The organism is Rhizobium sp. CB3090 (assembly GCF_029714285.1).
Taxonomy (GTDB): domain Bacteria; phylum Pseudomonadota; class Alphaproteobacteria; order Rhizobiales; family Rhizobiaceae; genus Rhizobium.
In genome coordinates this window covers 3,353,804-3,371,955 of the sequence record NZ_CP121662.1, presented here as the reverse complement: position 1 = coordinate 3,371,955, position 18,152 = coordinate 3,353,804, and the positions used below count along the sequence as shown (strand labels likewise).

The 18,152-nt window shown below is 60.5% G+C and carries 11 protein-coding genes; all 11 read left to right on the top strand.

What is annotated here, in order from left to right; all coding sequences use genetic code 11:
- Positions 1-8 precede the first annotated feature (8 nt).
- The 11 genes from QA646_RS16175 (at position 9) to QA646_RS16125 (ending at position 18,108) form a co-directional block, all read left to right on the top strand.
- Positions 9-1,034: an ABC transporter permease gene (locus QA646_RS16175; protein ID WP_283056428.1), complete on the top strand. Its 1,026-nt coding sequence runs from the start codon at positions 9-11 to the stop codon at positions 1,032-1,034.
- Positions 1,035-1,210: 176 nt separating this feature from the next.
- Entirely contained in the window at positions 1,211-2,278 is a 1,068-nt protein-coding gene (locus tag QA646_RS16170) for a dipeptidase (protein ID WP_283056427.1), read from the top strand.
- Positions 2,279-2,313: 35 nt separating this feature from the next.
- Positions 2,314-3,954, top strand: a complete 1,641-nt coding sequence (locus tag QA646_RS16165; RefSeq protein WP_283056426.1) for an ABC transporter substrate-binding protein — start codon at positions 2,314-2,316, stop codon at positions 3,952-3,954.
- A gap of 21 nt (positions 3,955-3,975) precedes the next feature.
- The gene (locus tag QA646_RS16160; RefSeq protein ID WP_283056425.1) at positions 3,976-5,043 is read left to right on the top strand and encodes an ABC transporter permease; all 1,068 of its coding nucleotides are present in this window, start codon (positions 3,976-3,978) and stop codon (positions 5,041-5,043) included.
- Positions 5,040-5,972 carry an ABC transporter permease gene (locus QA646_RS16155; protein ID WP_283056424.1) on the top strand — a complete coding sequence of 311 codons (933 nt, stop codon included), beginning with the start codon at positions 5,040-5,042 and terminating at the stop codon, positions 5,970-5,972. Before QA646_RS16160 ends, QA646_RS16155 begins: the two co-directional genes overlap by 4 nt.
- Complete coding sequence (locus QA646_RS16150) at positions 5,969-6,802, top strand: ABC transporter ATP-binding protein (protein WP_283056423.1); 834 nt, start codon at positions 5,969-5,971, stop codon at positions 6,800-6,802. The genes QA646_RS16155 and QA646_RS16150 overlap by 4 nt, the downstream gene beginning before the upstream one ends.
- Positions 6,799-7,548, top strand: coding sequence for an ABC transporter ATP-binding protein (locus QA646_RS16145; RefSeq protein ID WP_283056422.1), 750 nt, complete (start codon positions 6,799-6,801; stop codon positions 7,546-7,548). The genes QA646_RS16150 and QA646_RS16145 overlap by 4 nt, the downstream gene beginning before the upstream one ends.
- Before the next feature lie 162 nt (positions 7,549-7,710).
- On the top strand, positions 7,711-7,899 hold the full coding sequence (locus QA646_RS16140; protein WP_283056421.1) for a hypothetical protein: 189 nt from the start codon (positions 7,711-7,713) through the stop codon (positions 7,897-7,899).
- A gap of 163 nt (positions 7,900-8,062) precedes the next feature.
- The gene (locus tag QA646_RS16135) at positions 8,063-8,221 is read left to right on the top strand and encodes a hypothetical protein (RefSeq protein ID WP_283056420.1); all 159 of its coding nucleotides are present in this window, start codon (positions 8,063-8,065) and stop codon (positions 8,219-8,221) included.
- 269 nt (positions 8,222-8,490) lie between these two features.
- Entirely contained in the window at positions 8,491-9,174 is a 684-nt protein-coding gene (locus tag QA646_RS16130) for an XRE family transcriptional regulator (RefSeq protein ID WP_283056419.1), read from the top strand.
- Positions 9,175-9,597: 423 nt separating this feature from the next.
- Positions 9,598-18,108, top strand: a complete 8,511-nt coding sequence (locus QA646_RS16125) for a glucoamylase family protein (protein ID WP_283056418.1) — start codon at positions 9,598-9,600, stop codon at positions 18,106-18,108.
- Positions 18,109-18,152: the final 44 nt, after the last annotated feature.

Here is an 18,152-nt window from a genome sequence, read left to right as displayed (position 1 = left end):
ATTGAACCATGGTTAGCAAAGTTGCAGAGGCGACCGTACCGTCAGTGACGCGTCCCAGGCGCCGCCGCGTGCCGCCGGAACTCGGCATCTTCCTCGTGCTGATCGGCATTGCGCTCGTCTGCGAAATCCTCGGCTGGATTTTCGTCGGCCAGAGCTTCTTGCTCAACGTGCAGCGCCTGAAGATCATGATCCTGCAGGTTTCCGTCATCGGCATCATCGCGGTCGGGGTGACCCAGGTCATCATCACCGGCGGCATCGACCTTTCGTCGGGCTCCGTCGTCGGGTTGACTGCCATGGTGGCGGCGAGCTTCGCACAATCCTCGACCTGGGCGCGGGCGCTTTATCCAGCGCTGACCGACATGCCTTTCTTCGTTCCGATCGGCGTCGGCCTGCTGATTGGCCTTGTCGCCGGTTATGTCAACGGCCAGCTCATCACGAAAACCAAGATTCCGCCGTTCATCGCAACGCTCGGCATGATGGTTTCCGCCCGCGGCCTTTCGAAATTATATACGAAGGGGCAACCGGTCTCCGGCCTCACCGATCAGTTCAATTTCATCGGTACCGGTATCTGGCCCGTCATCGTCTTCCTGCTCGTCGCATTGGTCTTCCATGTCGTGCTGCGCTACACGCGCTACGGCAAATTCACCTATGCGATCGGCGCCAATGTGCAGGCGGCGCGCGTTTCGGGCATCAATGTCGAGGCGCATCTGGTCAAGGTCTACGCGATTGCCGGTCTGCTCGCCGGTCTTGCCGGCATCATCACCGCCGCCCGCGTCCAGACGGCCCAGGCCGGCATGGGCGTGACATATGAGCTGGATGCGATTGCCGCCGCCGTCATCGGCGGTACCTCGCTCACCGGCGGCGTCGGACGCATCACCGGCACGATCATCGGTACCGTCATTCTCGGTGTGATGATCTCGGGCTTTACCTTCCTGAACGTCGACGCCTACTACCAGGAGATAGCCAAGGGCATCATCATCGTCGCTGCTGTCGCAATCGACGTCTACCGTCAGAAAAAGCGGGCCAAACACTGAAACGGCCGGGTTTCATCTGATATCTCGAGGCGGGGGTTTTGCTCCCGCCTTTTTCGTGCGCTGCGGCATTCTATGCTAATGAAGATTTTTTTTATTTAGCTATGGCGAATCCCGCCATCTTTTCTATTCTGGCCGCTTTCCCGTTGCTCCTCGGAGCACACTATCCAGGATAGACAATGCAATCCGTATTTGATGGCCATAACGACGTTCTGCTGAGACTCTGGAATCATGCCCGCGAAGGAGCCGATCCGGTCGCTGAATTCAGAGATGGGGTATCGACCGGCCATATCGATGCGCCCCGTGCCAAAGCGGGCGGGCTGGCCGGTGGCCTCTGCGCCATCTATATCCCCTCTGGAAATCTCGTCTTCGCCGATCCCGACCGCAGCGGCCATTATGCGACGCCGCTCTCGCCGCCGCTGGAACGGGGGCCGTCGCTCGATATCGCGCTCGAAATGGCGGCGATCGCCCTCAAGCTCGATCGCGCCGGCGCCTGGAAGCTTTGCCGCTCAACCGCGGAAATCCGCGACTGCATGGAAAAGGGCGTCTTCGCTGCAGTGATGCACATGGAAGGCTGCGAGGCCATCGACGCCGACCTCGTCGCGCTCGAAACCTTCTATGCGGCCGGCCTGCGCTCGCTCGGCCCCGTCTGGAGCCGTAACAATGTCTTTGCCCATGGCGTACCCTTTGCCTATCCGAGGTCGCCGGATACCGGGCCGGGCCTGACGGATGCGGGTTTTGCGCTTGTGCGCGAATGCAACCGGCTCGGCATCGTCATCGACCTTGCCCATATCACCGAGAAAGGCTTCTGGGATGTCGCGAAGACATCGGACCAGCCGCTGGTCGCCAGCCATTCCAATGCGCATACGCTGACCCCCGTCGCTCGCAATCTGACCGACAGACAACTCGACGCCATCAAGGAAAGCCATGGTATCGTCGGCCTGAACTATGCGACGGCCATGCTGCGCGAGGACGGCCGCTCGGATGCCAATACGCCGATGGAGGCGATGGTCCGCCATGTCGATCACCTCGTCAGCCGCGTCGGCATCGATTGCGTCGGTCTCGGATCGGACTTCGACGGGGCGACGATTCCGCAGGAGATCGGGGATGCTGCGGGCAATCAAAAGCTGATTGCTGCCCTCAGGAACGTTGGTTATGCTGAAGCCGATCTTGTGAAACTATGCAGGGAGAATTGGCTTCGTATCCTGGCATCTGCTTGGGGAGAGAGCAGCGGGCAGCGTATGTGATTCATGGTGATAAAGCTAAAATAGGGAACGAAAACATGATGATGACCAAGATGAACCGCAACTTCCGCGCCCTTTCGGCCGGTGCGGCTCTCGCACTTTTGACGATGGCCGCGCCGAGTGCCTTCGCCGCAACGCCGAAGGACACGCTGGTCGAAGGTTTCGCCTTCGACGACATTCTCAGTATGGACCCGGCCGAAGCCTACGAACTCTCCGCTGCCGAAGTCACCGGCAACAGCTACAGCCTGCTCGTTCGCCTCGACATCAACGACACCTCCAAGATCCAGGGTGATCTTGCCGAGAGCTGGTCGGTTTCGGACGATCACCTGACCTATACGTTCAAGCTGAAGCCTGGCCTCAAATTCGCTTCGGGCAATCCGATCACCGCCGATGACGTCGCCTGGTCCTTCGAGCGCGTCGTCAAGCTCGACAAGAGCCCGGCCTTCATCCTCACTCAGTTCGGCCTGACCGGCGACAATGTCACGGAAAAGGCGAAGGCGACCGATCCGAGCACCTTTACCTTCACCGTCGACAAACCCTATGCGCCGAGCTTCGTGCTGAACTGCCTGACGGCGACTGTCGCGGAAGTGGTCGACAAGAAGCTGGTTCTGCAGCACGTCAAGCCGGTGACACCCTCGGCCAATAACAAATACGACAACGATTTCGGCAATGGCTGGCTGAAGACCGGTTATGCCGGGTCCGGCCCGTTCAAGCTGCGCGAATGGCGCGCCAACGAAGCCGTCGTTCTGGAGCGCAACGACAATTACTACGGCGAAAAGCCAAAGCTTGCGCGCGTCATCTACCGCTTCATGAAGGAAAGCTCGGCACAGCGACTGGCGCTGGAAAATGGCGACATCGACGTTGCCCGCAACCTGTCGCCGACCGACCTGGCCGCCGTCGAGAAGAACCCGCAGCTTGCTTCGACCAGCACGCCGAAAGGCACGATCTATTACATCAGCCTCAACCAGAAGAATGCCAACCTCGCCAAGCCGGAAGTGCAGCAGGCGTTCAAATACCTGGTCGATTACGATGCCATCAGCAAGACGCTGATCAAGGGCATCGGCGAAATCCACCAGACCTTCGAACCGAAGGGCATGCTTGGCGCGCTGGATGAAAATCCGTTCAAGCTCGATGTCGCCAAGGCGAAGGAACTGCTTGCCAAGGCCGGGCTGCCCAACGGTTTCTCGGTCACCATGGACGTGCGCAGCATCGAGCCTGATACGGGCGTTGCCACTTCGATCCAGCAGACGCTTGGCCAGGCGGGCATCAAGGTCGAGATCATCCCGGGCGATGGCAAGCAAAAACTCACCAAATATCGTGCCCGTAACCACGACATCTATTTTGGCAACTGGGGTGCCGACTATTGGGACCCCCATTCCAATGCCGATACGTTCACGAACAATCCTGACAACTCCGATGCAGGCACCAACAAGACGCTTGCCTGGCGCAACGACTGGACGACGCCTGAACTCGACAAGGAAACCAAGGCCGCCCTGTTCGAGGTCGACGCTGCGAAGCGCGGCGCCATGTATCAGGATATCCAGAAAAAGTACCTGGATGCCAGCCCCTTCGTCTTCCTCTTCCAGCAGACGGAAGTCGCCGGCTATCGCAAGGATGTGAAGGACTTCAAGCTCGGCCCGAGCTTCGACACCAACTTCGTCTGGCCGGTGTCGAAATGATGGTCCGGTAGGACTGGTTCTTTGAGCACTGTCGAACGGAAAATGGAGGTGCGGCCCAAGAAGGGCCGTGCCGCGCCCATTGCGATGGGCGTCTTGCGCTTCCTGGTCGTCGCGGTCACGACCTATCTCGGCCTTCTCGCCGTCACCTTCTTTATCGGGCGCGTCATCCCGATCGATCCGGTGCTGGCGATTGCCGGCGACCATGCGCCTGCGCAGGTGCTGGAGCGGCTGCGCCGCGAAATGCATCTCGATCAGCCGCTCTATCTGCAGTTCTATTATTATCTGCTGAGTGCCCTGACCGGCGATTTCGGAACTTCCGTGCTGACGACCAACCCGGTGATGGACGATATCCGGCGCGTCTTTCCGGCGACGATGGAGCTTGCGACCGTCGGCACGATCATCGGTGCGGTTTTCGGCGTTCCCTTCGGCGTGCTCGCCGCCGTGCGCCGCAACAGTTTCATCGACCAGGTCGTGCGCGTCATCGGTCTCGTCGGCTATTCGGTGCCGGTGTTCTGGCTGGCGATGGTCTCTCTCCTCATCTTCTATGCCAAGCTGGGCTGGGTGGCCTACCCCGGCCGCATCGACATCGCCTTCGAATATACATTCACGCCGATCACCGGCTTCTATCTGCTCGACAGTGCGATGCAGGGGCAATGGGATGTGTTCTGGGATGCATTCCGCCACATCATTCTGCCGGCCTCGCTGCTCGGCTATTTCTCGCTTGCCTACATCAGCCGCATGACACGCAGTTTCATGCTGAATGAGCTGGGTCAGGAATATATCGTCGCCGCCCGCGCCAAGGGACTTTCGGAAACCCGGGTGATCTGGGGCCACGCGCTGCGCAGCGCCGTCGTGCCGCTGATCACGGTGATCGCGCTCTCCTATGCCGGGTTGCTGGAAGGCTCGGTACTGACCGAGATCGTCTTCTCCTGGCCGGGCATCGGTTTCTATATCACCAGCTCGCTGCAGAACGCCGATATGAACGCCGTGCTTGGCGGCACTGTCGTCGTCGGTACTGTTTTCATCGGGATCAACCTGCTCTCCGACCTGCTCTACCGCACTCTCGATCCAAGGACGCGACGTAAATGACGGCTGGGACTGGGACCACGCAACTTTCCTGGCGTGATTGGCTGCTGTCGGATCGGCCGCAGTCGCGCCGACAAGCGAGCCTTGGTCGCGCCTATGTCATGTGGCGGCAATTTTCCGCCAATCGGCTGGCCGTCGCCGGATTGCTGATCATCATCGCCCTGATGCTAGTCGCAGCCCTCGCCGATGTCATCGCGCCCTACCCGCCAACGATCGGCGACCTGACCAACGCCTACCTGAAACCGCCAGGCTCGGGGGGCTATCTTCTCGGCACAGACAATCTCGGACGCGATATACTGTCCCGCCTGATCTACGGGTCGCGATGGACCCTCTACATCGTTGTGCTCGTCGCGATCATCTCGGCGCCGCTTGGGCTGTTTGTTGGGATGATAGCTGGCTATGCAGGTGGCTGGATCGATACTGTGCTGATGCGCATCACCGATATTTTCCTCGCCTTTCCGAAGCTGGTGCTGGCGCTCGCTTTTGCAGGCGCTCTCGGCCCCGGTATCGAAAACGCCATCATCGCCATCGCCATTACATCCTGGCCACCCTATGCGCGCTTGGCTCGGGCCGAGACGATGACCGTGCGGCGCTCGGACTATATCGCCGCCGTGCAGCTCATGGGCGCATCGCCAATGCGCATCGTCTTCCGCCACATCATGCCGCTTTGCATCTCCTCTGTGATCGTGCGCGTCACACTCGACATGGCCGGCGTCATCTTGACCGCGGCGGGTCTCGGTTTCCTTGGCCTTGGCGCGCAGCCGCCCCTGCCGGAATGGGGGGCGATGATCGCCACCGGGTTCAAATATTATCTTGATCAATGGTGGGTCGCAGCCATGCCTGGCATCGCCATCCTGATCGTCAGCCTGGGCTTCAACCTGCTCGGCGACGGGCTGCGCGATGCACTCGATCCGAAGGAGAGCGGCCAATGACTGCACTGTTGACGGTCGAGAACCTCAGGGTTCGCTATCCGACCCGCACCGGCATGATCGAGGCCGTACGAGGCGTGTCCTTCACGCTTGGCCGCGAGCGGCTGGGCATCGTCGGGGAGAGCGGTTCCGGCAAATCGCAGACCGGCCGCGCCATCATGGGGCTGACACCGCCCCATGGCATCGTCACCGCCGACAGGCTGAATTTCAGCGGCATCGACCTGCTGTCGGCCTCTGCCAGGGAGCGCCGGTCTTTGCGCGGCAAGCGCATCGCCATGGTGCTGCAGGACCCGAAATATTCGCTCGACCCGGTGATGACCATCGGCAAGCAGATAACCGAGACCTTGCGCACGCATGAGAAGGTCAGCAAGGCGGAGGCGCGAGACCGTGCACTCGCCATGCTGGAAGCCGTGCAGATACGCGATCCCAAACGCGTCTACGACCTGCATCCGCATGAAGTCTCCGGCGGCATGGGCCAGCGCGCGATGATCGCGATGATGCTGATTGCCGGGCCGGAACTGCTGATCGCCGACGAGCCGACCTCTGCGCTCGATGTTACAGTCCAGCTCGATGTGCTGAAAATCATGGACAGGCTGGTATCGGAACGCGGCATGGGGCTGATTTTCGTGTCGCACGATCTGAGGTTGGTGTCCTCCTTCTGCGACCGGGTGATCGTCATGTATGCCGGCAAGATCGTCGAGGAACTGAAGGCTTCCGATCTCAACAATGCGCAGCATCCCTATACGCGTGGCTTGCTGAATTGCATGCCTGTGATCGGTGAGGACCGCCATCCGCTCCCGGTCCTCGACCGCAAGCCGGAGTGGGCGGCATGACGGCAGCGCTTGCAGTCGACGGCCTCAGCGTCGTCTATGACGATTACTATGCTCTCGATGCGGTCAGCATCGGCGTGGACAAGGGCGAATCCTTCGGTCTTGTCGGCGAGTCCGGTTCCGGCAAGTCGACCTTGTTGCGCGCCGTCGCCGGTCTTGCGCCCGTCAGCGGCGGTGTGATCCGCATCGACGGTGAGGCGCTGAAGGGTTCGAAACGCACCAAGGCGTTCTACCGCCAGGTCCAGATGGTGTTTCAAGACCCCTACGGTTCGCTGCACCCGCGTCAGACCATCGACCGGCTGCTGCTGGAGCCTCTGGCGATCCACGGTATCGGCGACAGCGAGACGCGCATCACTCGGGCGCTTGACGAGGTTGGGCTCGGCTCCGGTTTCCGGTTCCGCTATCCGCACCAATTGTCGGGCGGTCAGCGCCAGCGCGTCGCGATCGCCCGCGCCTTGATCGTCGAGCCGTCGATCCTGTTGCTCGACGAGCCGACCTCGGCGCTGGACGCTTCCGTGCAGGCGGAAGTGCTCAATCTGCTGGAGCAGGTGCGCCGAGATCGCCACCTGACATTCGTCATGGTCAGCCACGATCTCGGCGTCGTCACCCATATGTGCGAACGCCTGGTGGTGATGCAGAACGGCGCCGTCGTCGAGCGGCTGAGCGCAAAAGATTTGGCGGCCGGCGATGTCAAGCAGGACTACACCCACAACCTGATGATTGCCAGCAAGGGTTTTGTCCGTGCCTAACTGCTTATAATCATTATGCCTTCTCCGCCAATTTAGTTAAGTAGTACTTAAAAGACGACCAATCGTATAGACTATTGACTCGTGCCGCAATTCTGTCATGATCCCGTTAATGGCGGTTAACTTTCGTGATCCCTGGTTCGGGTCATACGAGTGGAGGTAGGCATGTTTTTCATGGGTGGCATGACCATGGGTTACCTTCATCCGCCAGTGCCGGCGAAAGAGGAGGACGCGTTGGCCGTCACTCTGCCGGAAGAAAAGAACCGCCGTCAGATCGATCCGGCCGAAACTAGGGTTCCCGAAGCAAACGCCGTAGAGCGCACCTTGATCTGGGTTCGCCGCATTCTCTGCTGATTTCGGCCTTGCTGATCTTTCGAGCCCGACCATCGTTCAAGGGTTATTTTTTCCTTCGTTGGCCTCTGGACGAAAATTCATCTCTACCTAATTGATAGGGATTGTATGAATGTCGGACGTGAACTCGCCCGCAAAACATCGAAAAAACGAACGGAGGCAACACATGGCGAATTTGGGTATGTCGAATACGCATGTGAATCAGTTCGACGGTTCTAAGCGTGTCGCAACGACGCGGAACAAGATTCAGACTGCGATCCACGTTGCGCTGTTTTCGGCGGCGTTTATCTTTGTCGCTGCTATCGTCTGCGGCATCGTTATCTAAGCGTGCCGCAAGAATGATATGACCGGCATTGATCGGTCATATCTCGCGCGCGTTGCGGCGTACTTATGGAACGATGGTCATCCCGCTGTCTGCTGACGGCTACCATCACATTCCCTTTTGTTCCAAGTTGAAACCTTCCCTTACGGCAACTCTTCTTTCCCGGCGCTATCAAAACTTTGCCGGGCAAAGAAAATTTCCTGTGCCCAATAGAATGCGCGTCATGAAAACAGTAAGCTCCGCCAAAACACAAAGTAGAGCGGGGCGGACGTATGACCAAGGCGGAGGCTGGGCGCAGCAGCAGACGGAATGGTGCTCTCAACGCGAGGGCGGTCCTCAATCAGGATTCGCATACCGTACGCGACGCCAAGGAGAATAATCTCGAATTGGCGATCGGCCACGAGGTTCGCGCCTTTCGCAAGAAGCTCGGCATCACCGGTGCCGACCTCGCCTCAGCCACCGGCATATCGCTCGGCATGCTCTCAAAGATCGAAAACGGCAACACGTCACCGTCTCTCACCACATTGCAGGCTTTGGCACGGGCGCTCGGCGTCCCCGTCACGTCGTTTTTCCGGCGTTTCGAGGAAAAACGCAACGCCGTCTTCGTCCGGGCCGGCGAGGGCTTGGAGATGGAACGGCGAGGCACGCGTGCCGGTCACCAGTATAATCTGCTCGGTCACATAGCCAACGGGTCTAGCGGACTGCAGGTCGAGCCCTATCTCATCACGCTGACAGCCGATTCCGATGTTTTTCCAGCGTTTCAACATGAAGGGCTGGAATTGATCTATATGCTGGAAGGGGAGGTCGAATACCGTCATGCCGACAAGCTCTATGCGATGCGGCCCGGCGACAGCCTGTTCTTCGACGCCGACGCGCCACATGGTCCGGAAGTGCTCACGAGCCTGCCGATCCGCTTTCTGTCGATCATTTCCTACCCGGAGAAAAACGGCTCTTGAGAGGAATTTGCGAATCTTTTGAGGGAGTTCAGTTTAAGTTCATCTTCCGCGGGATATGGAGGGCTCAACCTACCAAGCCTGCTGAATTTGCGGTCGCAAGAAATCAGCCTAAGGAGAATGCCTCATGACCTTGATCGATTGTCTTTGACACGTGCGGACTGCTGCCGGAATCATCCGGTCGCGTCTCAAGTTTCACGGAAGCCTGTTTCGAATTGTGGCGCAAAATTGCCATGATCCTGACGAAGAGGCCGTGAAAACCTTCGCCTGAATATGTTTGTTCTAGCCGCCACTTCGAATTCATCCCCTTCGCACGCCGGGAAGCGAAGCAAAGGGTCCAAATGCATGAATAGTCGTGTGGGGCAGGACAAAAGTCGTTAAAGGCGACAATGCCTGTCACTCTGTTTGGACCCAGAACCCGAATCCATGACGTCTCAAAATCTCTCCACTGTTCCGCCGCGCGATTCTGAAGCCAAGCAGATCGATCATAACGATTCGATCCGTGCCACCTATTTCTCCAACGATCAGATCCGGGAATGCGGCGCGACCTTCGCCCGCAACGGCGCCAAAACGAAGCTGCCGGGCTTTGCCCCCTTCGATTTCTTCGCCCGGCACAAGGAGAACGAAAAGGAGATCCTGCGCGTCTATCGTTCGGCCAATGCCGACGTCGATGCCGGCGAATCGATCACGCCCGCGGCTGAATGGCTGCTCGACAACCACTACATCATCGAAGAGGCGATCCAGGAAGTCCGCCGCGATTTCCCGAAGAAGTTCTACGATCAACTGCAGACGATCGCCATCGATGGCATGGTGATGCCGCGCACGCTGGCGCTCGCCTGGCTCTATGTCGCCCACACGCACAGCACCGTATCCAACCAGGGCCTGCTGGCGCTCGTCGAAGGCTTCCAGTCCCATGAGATGCTGAAGATCGGCGAGCTCTGGGCCGTTCCGTCGCTGGTGCGCTATGTTCTCGTCGATAATCTGCGCCGCATCTCCAGCCGCGTCGAGCAGAGCCGCCTGACGCGCAAGAAGGCCAATGCCGCCGTCGATGAGCTGATCCGCCTCAATGACGATGCCAAGGTCACCGAGTTCCTGAGGACCCTCGAGCCTTATACGTCCGACAACACCTTCGCCACGCAGTTCCTCTATCGCCTGCGCGATGGCTCGCACACCTCCGGCCTTGCCGTCACCTGGCTGGAAAGGCGGCTGACTGAAGCCGGCACCGATGCCGAAACCGTCATGATGGCCGAGCACAACCGCCTGTCGTCCGGCAATGTGACGATGGGCAACATCATCAAAAGCCTGCGGCTGATCGACGATACCGACTGGTCGGGCTGGGTCGAGGAGGTCAGCGCAGTCGACAAGCTGCTCTGGGACGAGACCGACTACGCAAAGCTCGATCCCGGCTCGCGCAACAGCTATCGCCGCGCCATCGAGAAGCTTGCGCGCCGTTCCGACAAGACGGAAATGGAGATCGCCCAGATCGCCATGGCGATGACCGAAGCGGCAAAGGCCTCGGGCGAGCCGCAGCCGTATGAGCCCAATATCGGCGATTTCATTGTCGGCCAGCAGATCGAGAAGCTGGAAAAGGCGGTCGGCTTCAGCCCGAAGCTGTCGCAGCGCTTCGTCCGGCAGTGGCGCAAGTTCAACTGGCTGGCGATCGCCGCACCGGTTCTCCTGGTCACCGTCATCGCTCTCTGGGTCGTCGGTTATTTCATGATCCAGGCCGGCATGGGCTGGGCTGAAACCATCATCCTGCTGTTGATGTTCTCGCTGCCGGCATCCGAAGGCGCCACCGGCCTGTTCAACTTCCTAGTCACCATGTTCCTCACGCCGGCGCGTCTCGTCGGCTATGAGTTCAAGGAGGGCATTCCGGAAGAGGCCCGCACGCTGGTCGTCGTGCCGACATTGATCGCCAATCGCGACAGCGTCGACGAACTGGTGCGCAACATCGAGGTTCATTATCTCGCCAACCCGCTCGGCGAAGTCTATTACGCACTGCTGAGCGACTGGCCGGACAGCAAGGAAGAAGAGAGCGAACGCGATCTGGAAATTCTGGATTACGCCCGCCGCGAAGTCGCCAACCTCTCGGCCCGCTATGCCGAGGATGGCAAGCAGCGTTTCTACCTGCTGCATCGTCGCCGCCTCTACAATCCGGCCGAAGGCGCCTGGATGGGCTGGGAGCGCAAGCGCGGCAAGCTGCATGAGCTGAACCTGCTGCTGCGCGGCGACCGCGACACGACCTTCCTGCCCGGCGCCAATACCGTCCCGAAAAACGTGCAATACGTCATGACGCTCGATTCCGACACGCGCCTCGTGCGCGACACGGTCACGAAGCTCGTCGGCAAACTGCATCATCCGACCAACCGTCCGGTCTTCGATCCCGAAACCAAGCGCGTCGTGCGTGGCTACGGCGTGCTGCAGCCGCGCGTCACCCCGTCGCTGACGACCGGCAAGGACGCTTCGGTGTTTCAGCGTGTCTTCTCCGTCAATCGCGGTCTCGATCCCTATGTCTTCGCCGTTTCCGACGTCTACCAGGACCTGGTCGAGGAAGGCACCTTTACCGGCAAGGGCCTCTATCATGTGGACGCGTTCGAAGCTTCGCTGAAGGGCAAGATCGAGGAGAACGCGGTTCTCAGCCACGATCTGCTCGAAGGCTCGATGGCGCGCTGCGCGCTGGTCACCGACTGCGAACTCGTTGAGGATTTCCCGATCCGTTACGAAGTCGAGGTTTCGCGCCAGCATCGCTGGGCGCGCGGCGACTGGCAGTTGCTTCCCTATCTCTTCAACCCGAAGCGCGGCGTCACCGGCCTCGGTCGCTGGAAGATGATGGACAATCTGCGCCGCTCGCTGACCCCAATCGCCTGGTTCTTCGCCTCCGTTCTCGGCTGGTATTTCATGGGGCCGTTCGCCGCCCTGATCTGGCAGATCCTGCTGATCTTCTGCCTGTTCGTGGCGCCGACGCTGTCGCTGATCAACGGCATCATTCCGCGCACCAGCGATATCGTCGCCCGCGCCCATCTCTACACGGTCTGGTCGGATATTCGCGCCGCCAATGCCCAGGTGGCGCTACGCATCGTCTTCATCGCCGACAGCGCCTGCATCATGGCCGACGCCATCGGCCGCTCGCTCTACCGCGCCTTCGTCAGCCGCAAGCTGATGCTGCAATGGCGCACGGCGGCCAGCGCCCAGGCTGCGGCACAGACGACGATCCTCGGCCACTACCGCGTCATGTGGCACGCACCGGTGCTGGCACTGCTGGCATTGGCTTTCGCATCTGTTTCCGGCGACAATGCCTTCTTCGTCGGCATTCCCTTTGCGCTGCTGTGGATCCTGTCGCCGGCGATCGCCTGGTATGTCAGCCAGACGGCGGAAACCGAAGACAAGCTCGAAGTGCCGGAAAGCGTTTCGGCCGAACTGCGCAAGATCGCACGGCGCACCTGGCGCTATTTCGACACCTTCGTTGTCGAGCAGCAGAACCACCTGCCGCCGGACAATGTGCAGCAGACGCCGCATGCAGTGGTCGCTTCACGCACCTCGCCGACCAATATCGGCGTCTACCTGCTCTCGGTGATCTCGGCCCGCAATTTCGGCTGGATTTCCTTCGAAGAAACCATCGATCGCATGGAAAAGACCATGGCGACTGTCGAGAAGCTCGAGAAATTCCGCGGGCATCTCTGCAACTGGTATCATACGGACACGCTGAAGCCGATGGGCGCGCGCTATGTCTCGGCGGTCGACAGCGGCAACTTTGCCGGTCACCTGATCGCCGTGTCTTCGGCCTGCCGCATCTGGGCGGAAGCGCCTTCCGCGCATATGCAGGGCAATCTCGATGGTATCGGCGATGTCGCCGGCATTCTCGGCGAAATGCTCGCCGAACTGCCGGATGACCGCAAGACCGTTCGTCCGCTGCGTCATCGCCTGGAAGAACGCATCATCGGCTTCCGGAATGCGTTGGCAGCGGTCAAGCGCGAGCATGAGTTCGCCTCGATCCGCATCATCAACCTGTCGGTCCTGGCGCATGATATCCAGAAGCTTGCCGCGAACCTCGACCACGAGGTCAAGTCACCGCAGAGCGGCGAAGTGCTCACCTGGTCGGAATCCCTGGTAAAGGTCTGCGAAGGCCATATTGCCGACAGCGTCTTCGATCTTGCCAATGTCGATGCGCTGCGTCAGCGGCTCGCCAAGCTGCGCGACCGCATGCGCGAAACCGCTTTCGGCATGGAATTCGGTTTCCTCTATCGTCCGGAACGGCGCCTGCTTTCCATCGGCTTCCGTGTGGAAACCAACGAGCTTGACGCTGCCTGCTACGATTTGCTGGCGTCCGAAGCCCGACTGACCAGCCTCTTCGCCATTGCCAAGGGCGACCTGCCGACGGAGCATTGGTATCGTCTCGGCCGCCAGGTCGTGCCGATCGGCTCGCGCGGCGCGCTGGTCTCCTGGTCCGGCTCGATGTTCGAATATCTGATGCCGCCGCTGGTCATGCAGGAGCGTCAGGGCGGTATCCTGAACCAGACCAACAATCTGATCGTTCAGGAACAGATGAACTATGCCAAGCGCCTGGGCGCCGGCATTCCCTGGGGCATTTCGGAAGCGGCCTTCAATGCCCGTGACCACTATATGCACTATCAGTACACCAACTTCGGCGTGCCTTCGCTCGGCCTGAAGCGCGGCCTAGGTCAGAATGCCGTCATCGCGCCCTATGCCTCGATCCTCGCCAGCCAATACCGGCCGGAAGAGGCGCTGGAAAACCTGCAGAAGCTGCGCAAGGTGGGCGCCCTCGGCACCTATGGCTTCCACGACGCCGTCGACTTCACGCCGACCCGCGTTCCGGAAGGCAAGAAATGCGCGGTGGTCTTCAACTACTATGCCCACCATCACGGCATGTCGATCGCGGCTATTGCCAACGTCGCCTTCAATGGCCGCCTACGTGAGCTGTTCCACGCCGATCCGGTGATCGAAGCAGCCGAACTGCTGCTGCAGGAAAAGGCGCCGCGCGATATTCCCGTGATGGCCGCCAAGCATGAGAGCGACCAACCGGCCAATATCCAGGAAGACATGCTGCGTCCGGAGATCCGCAAGATCGCCGATCCGGCCACGCACGACCGCGAACTCGCCTTCCTTTCCAACGGTCATTACGCCGTTATGCTGACGGCGACTGGCGCCGGCTATTCGCGCTGGAACGGCTTGTCCGTCTCGCGTTGGCGGCCCGACCCGACGGAAGACCGCTGGGGCACCTTCATCTTCCTGCGCGATACCGCGTCCGGCCAATGGTGGTCGGCCACCTCCGAGCCGCGCAGCGTCGAGGGCGAGAAGGTCAAGGTCACCTTCAGCGACGAAAAGGCGGAATACAGCAAGACGGTGGGCGATCTCACCAGCGACGTCGAGTGCATCGTCGCAACCGAACACGATGCCGAAGGCCGCCGCGTGACGCTGCTCAACATGGGCGCGGAGGATCGCTTCATCGAAGTGACCTCCTATCTCGAGCCGGCTATCGCCAGCGATGATGTCGATTCGGGCCATCCGGTCTTTGCGCGCATGTTCGTGCGTACCGAGATCGGCAGCAGCGGCGATGTGATCCGCGCTGAACGCAACAAGCGCGATTATAACGAGCCTGACATGTCGATCGCCCATCTGGTCGTCGACAACGCAGGATCGGAGCGCCCGACAGAATTTGAGACGGACCGCCGCAAGTTCCTTGGTCGTGGCCGAACGCTGGCGGAAGCCGCCGCTTTCGATCCGGGTGCGGTCCTCTCCGGTACGGACGGCTTTACCATGGATGCCTGCCTTTCGTTGCGCCGCGTCGTCCGCGTGCCGGCGGGCAAGAAGGTCAGCGTGATCTTCTGGACGATCGCCGCGCCGAATCGCGAGGATGTCGACAAGGCGGTCGACCGCTATCGCAATCCCGATACGTTCGGAATCGAGCTCACGCAGGCCTGGACCCGCACGCAGATGCAGATGCGCCATGTCGGCGTCACCTCGCAGCAGGCCGCAGCCTTCCAGAAGCTTGCGCGCTATCTCGTCTATCCCGACATGCATCTGCGCGCCGATGGCGCCACCGTGCAGGCCGGCCTGCATTCGCAATCGGCGCTCTGGCCGGTGACGATCTCGGGTGATTTCCCGATCTTCACCCTGCGCATCAATGACGACATCGACCTTGAAATCGCCAGGGAAGCGCTGAGCGCGGCGGAATATATGCGTTCGCGCGGCATCAATGCCGATCTGGTGATCGTCAACGAGCGTGCCGTGGATCAGGCGCAGGACATGCAACGCGAGCTGGACAAGCTGGTTGAACATGTCAGGCACAATCAAGGTGAGGGGCTGCGCCAGAATGTCTTCTCGGTTCGCAAGGATCTGATCGAGCAGGAGACTTACCAGCAGATCGTCGCCGCCTCGCGGGTGATCTTCCACGCACGCAACGGCAAGCTTGTCGACCAAATCGCCCGCGCGGCAACGCTGTTCGGTTCCGCGCAGTCCGATGGGCCGGCGCCGGTCAATCGCCTTGCCGTGCCGATGGTGCCGCAGAAATCGGTCTTTGCAGCCGAAGACCTGGAAGCACAGGACGATCTGGACTTCTGGAACGGTTATGGCGGCTTTGCCGACAATGGCCGCGAATATGTCGTCCGGCTGGCCGGCGGCCAGTCGACGCCGCAGCCGTGGGTCAACATCATCTCCAACGAGCGCTTCGGCTTCCATGTGCCGGCCGAAGGCGGTGGCTTCACCTGGAGCCACAATTCGCGCGACTATCAGTTGACCCCATGGACCAACGACATGGTCATTAACCGTCCGGGTGAGGCGCTTTACGTGACCGACCTAGACAGCAGCATGGTGATGACTCCCTATGCGAACCTGTCGCGTGATCCGAAGGTGCGATTCGAGGCCCGCCACGGTCTCGGCTATTCGGTCTTCTCGAGCGAACAGAGCGGCATTGCGCTGGAGCTGACGCAAACGGTCGACCGCGAACGTCCCGTCAAGCTCTTCCGTCTGCGCATCCGCAATACGGGCGACGGCGCCCGCCGGCTGCGGCTCTACAATTATGCGGAATGGGTGCTCGGCACCAATCCGAACAAGACACGGCCGTTCATCCTGTCGTCGCTGGACGAGGAAACGGGTGCGCTGTTTGCCAACAATCCCTATAGCATCGACTATTCCAAGCGTGTCGCCTTCATGGCGGCGAGCGAGGCGCATTCGAGCTTCTCGGCTAGCCGCCGCGAATTCATCGGCCGCCACGGCACGGTGCAGATGCCGGAAGCGGTCGTTTCCGGTGCCCTTCTCTCCAACTCCACCGATCTCGACGGCGATCCCTGTGCGGCACTCGCCTTCGACCTGACCGTCGGAGCCGGAGAGCAGAAGGATATCTATCTCTATATGGGCGATACCGCTTCGGTCGAAGAGGCACGCGCGTTGGTCGCCGATATCCGCAATTCCGATTTCGAGGCTGTGCTTTCGGCCAGCCGCGGCTTCTGGGACGGCTTCACCGGCCGTCTGCAGATATCGACGCCGGACAAGGCGATGAACAATCTGATCAATGCCTGGCTTCCCTACCAGAGCCTCGGCTGCCGCATCATGGCACGTACGGCCTTCTACCAGTCGTCGGGTGCTTTCGGCTTCCGCGATCAGTTGCAGGATACTCTGGCTTTCCTGATGCATGCGCCGGAGCTTGCCCGCAACCAGATCCTGAATGCGGCGCAGCGCCAGTTCCGCGAAGGCGACGTGCAGCATTGGTGGCTACCGGGCAGCGGCGCCGGCGTGCGCACGAGTATCTCCGACGATGTCGTCTGGCTCGCCTATGCCATCGACCAGTATTGCACCGTGACCGGCGACAAGTCGCTTCTCGACGAAGAGCTTGCCTTCGTCGAAGGCGCTGCCCTTATGCCCGGCACGCACGATGTCTTCTATCAGCCGACCGTCTCGAAGGATAAGGTCAGCGTTTACGAGCATGCGGCCTTGGCGCTCGATCTCGCGATCAAGCGCAAGGGCGGTAACGGTCTGCCGCTGATTCTCGGCGGCGACTGGAACGACGGCATGAACCGCGTCGGCATTCAGGGCCGCGGCGAAAGCGTTTGGCTCGGCTGGTTCCTGGCCGGCACGCTCACCGCTTTCCTTCCCTATGCGGAAGCCCGCGGCGACAAGGAACGCGTCGAGCGCTGGAAGAAGCATCTGCCGGAATTGCGCAAGGCGCTGGAAACGGCAGGCTGGGATGGCAGTCACTATCGCCGCGGCTACTTCGACGACGGCAGCCCGCTCGGCTCGGACGAGAATTTCGAATGCCAGATCGATTCGATCGCGCAGACCTGGAACATCCTCTCCGGTGAAGGTGACCGTGAGCGCGGCGAGAAGGCGATGAACGCCGTTCTCGAAAAGCTGGTGGACGATGAAAACCGCATCATCCGGCTGTTCACGCCGCCTTTCGCCAAATCCGCGCGCGATCCGGGCTACATCAAGTCCTATCCGCCGGGTGTACGCGAAAACGGTGGTCAATACACCCATGCCGCGACCTGGGTGGTTATGGCCCTGGCGGAATTGAATCGCGGCGACGATGCCTGGCATTGCTTCGAACTGCTGAATCCGGTGAACCACGCACGCAATCGTGATCAGGCCGATACTTACCGTGTAGAGCCCTATGTCATTGCCGCCGACGTTTACGGCGAGGGGCAATTGACCGGCCGCGGCGGCTGGACATGGTACACAGGCTCGGCCGGATGGCTTTATCGCGTAGCAATCGAGGGTATTCTCGGTATTCGTGTCAAAAACGGCCATCTCTACGTCAAGCCGGCGCTGCCGTCGAAGTGGGATGGATTTGCGGCGGACCTCGATCTGCCGAGCGGAAAATACCGTATTTCCGTCTCAAAAGCGCCCGATGCTAAGGGATACTTGGTGACCGTGAATGACAGGGCGATCGCCCATCCCGAAGAGGGCTATCCGATCGGACAGTAGCGTTTCCCGCACTGTTTCGCTTCGACGATCGGGGCCAAAGGGGG